The organism is Candidatus Contendobacter odensis Run_B_J11, from assembly GCF_000531125.1.
Taxonomy (GTDB): Bacteria; Pseudomonadota; Gammaproteobacteria; order Competibacterales; family Competibacteraceae; genus Contendibacter; species Contendibacter odensensis.
This window is the reverse complement of the sequence record NZ_CBTK010000208.1, coordinates 1-2,544: the sequence shown is the minus strand read 5'-3', so window position 1 is coordinate 2,544 and position 2,544 is coordinate 1. Positions and strand designations below refer to the sequence as shown.

The 2,544-nt window shown below is 43.2% G+C and carries 2 protein-coding genes; both read right to left on the bottom strand.

Features of this window, described 5'->3' with window-relative positions; all coding sequences use genetic code 11:
• The coding region (locus tag BN874_RS12360; protein WP_034433785.1) for a tetratricopeptide repeat protein at window positions 1–1,951 on the bottom strand (1,951 nt) is incomplete at its 3' end.
• A 16-nt stretch (window positions 1,952–1,967) separates the two neighbouring features.
• Window positions 1,968–2,544 (bottom strand): O-linked N-acetylglucosamine transferase family protein (locus BN874_RS12355; protein ID WP_034433783.1); only part of this gene is annotated, 577 nt, incomplete at its 5' end.

Here is a 2,544-nt window from a genome sequence, read left to right as displayed (position 1 = left end):
ACACTTCTACCCGGCGGTGGTCATGGTTCGCCAGTATCGGCGCGATAAAGCTTCGCGTTGAGTGCGCTCGAAAATCCGGCGATACATAACCCACCCGTAGGCGCCGTTGCATTTCACGATCATTCGGGTAAGTCGCAACGGTGGGTTGCAAATCTTTTAGATAAATCTTTTCCCAAGCCTGATATTCCTGATAAATCGTTTCTGCTGAATAATCAGGATGATAATTAAGTATAAATAAGTAATCTTCGGGTGGATCATCCGGAGTTTTCAAAAACATTCCATCTTTTACTTGACGGATGGCTTTTTCAATATCACCTAACTCGGTCATAGAACTAGCAAGCCCACGATTAGCTTTCGGCAAACGCGGGTTAAGCGACAAAGCTTTTTGGTAAAAATTAATGGCTTGAATAAACTGACCATCGGTAAAAAACGCACTCGCCAAATTGGAATAGGCTTCAGGGTAATCTGGTTTAAGATTGATCGCTTTTTTCAAGCAGTCAAACCCCTCCCGTAAAACAGTCATCTCCGCATTTTCCTCCTGCAACAAAGCATTTCCTAAATTCATCCAAGCATCGACTAAAGAAGGATCTAATTGTAAAGCTTTTCTATAATAAGCTATAGCCTCTTCGTATTTATCAGATGCTTGCAATAAATTGGCGATATTATAATGCACAGCAGCAAAATCTGGTTTGATTTCAATCGCTTTTTGGTAGTAAAAAATCGCTTTTTCTAGCTGCTTCTGGTGATAAAGACTATTGGCCAGATCATTGGCTATTCCTGCAGAATCAGGCTTTAACAAAAAAGCCTGTTCATAGCATTCAATGGCTTTGTCAAATTTTCCCTGTTTTTCCAATAAACAAGCCAAAGCGGACCACGCTTCAGCGTTATTTTTTTGCAATTTAATAGCTTCCTGGAAGTAAAAAACAGCTTCCTCCAAGCGACCATAAGCCTGTAGTGTATCAGCTAAGTTAAAACAGGCTTCAGCATAATTGGGTTTAAGACGCAATGCTTCCTGATAATGTTCAATAGCTTCCTCATACTCAGCTTTTGCATGGAAAACATTAGCAATGTTGTTATGAGTTTCTGGGATATTTGGCGCAAATCGAAGTGCTAATTGATAACATTTCAGAGCTGCATCCAACTCTCCAATTTTTTGAAGTAGAGTACCAAGATTAACATAAGCTTCAGCATAATCTTTTTTTAACTTCAAGGCATGGCGATACTGTGTGACCGCATCCTGATTTCTGCCTAAACATTGAAGGGCATTACCCATACTGAAATAAACGATAGCTGAATCACTCTCAATCTGCGAAGCCTTCCTATAAGAGAGCAAAGCTTTTTCAGGCTGATTAAGATTCAAAAATGCATCACCAAGCCCAATCAGTGCATCAAAATAATCGGGCTTATAAACTAAAGTTTGCTGATAATATTCAATGGCTTCTTTCCATTTTTCCTGTAACTGCATAAAATGAGCAAGATTATAGCTGGCATTATACCAACCAGGATCAATCACTAAAGTTTTTGAATAATACTCCACTGCTTCTTCTATTCTGCCAAGCTGCTGCATAATAACGCCCAAGTTATTATAAGATGCAGCATCATCTGGTTTTATTTGCAGTACACGAAGATAACAGCTTATTGATTCTTCCAGACGATTGCAGGATTGCAAAACCACACCCAAGTTTCTCAAATACTCAATATTATCAATTTGTTTTGAAATTGCCTGTCGAATCAGTTTTACAGCACGATCGTGCTGCCCATATTGATAGTGAATCAGTCCCAACAAATGCAAAGCTTCGGAGTGATCCGGCTGCTTGGCTAGAATAGCTTCATATAATCTCCGAGCATGTTCCGACTGTCCGGCTTGATGATAAGAGATTGCCTGGGTTAAACAGTCCGCGATGGATATCGAGGGCGCGTTGAAATTGATTAAGTCAAAAGGTGATTCCATGATTAAAATCCTCCACTTATTTTTTTGAATTCTGGCAAAATATCTGCCACATTTCCCGATAGGCGGTTTCGAGGTTGCGGGTAAAACCTGCTTCATCGTATAAGGGAGAAATCCGCATCCGCTCGCGCAAGTCTGTTCGCCATTGAGCTAAGGCATCCAGATTCCCGGCGAGGCGCACCGCGATGGCGATATAGTCCTCGACGCTGTCCGCGACCCATTCGCTTAACCCCATCGCGCCTAGGATCGCGTCACCAAAGCGCCCCACCGAGGGCCGCTCTCGCAGCGAGATAACCGGGACTCCCATCCATAAGGCCTCAAACGTCGTGGTGCCGGCATTGTGCGGGAACGGATCCAAGGCAATATCCAGTCGCGCATACCCAGTCCACGGATCGGTTCGAGTCAGGATCAGTCGCTCCCAACCAATTCCTTGTTCCATAAACTGCTTCGTGAACAACTCCACCGTCTCTTTTTCATTAAAACTGTGGGCGTTCAGCATCAACCGTGCATGAGGGATGGTCTTGAGCAACGTGGCCCAAGCGGCAATCACTCGATGATTAAAGCGGATGGAACGGCTCAGGCTGCCAAAGGTGACA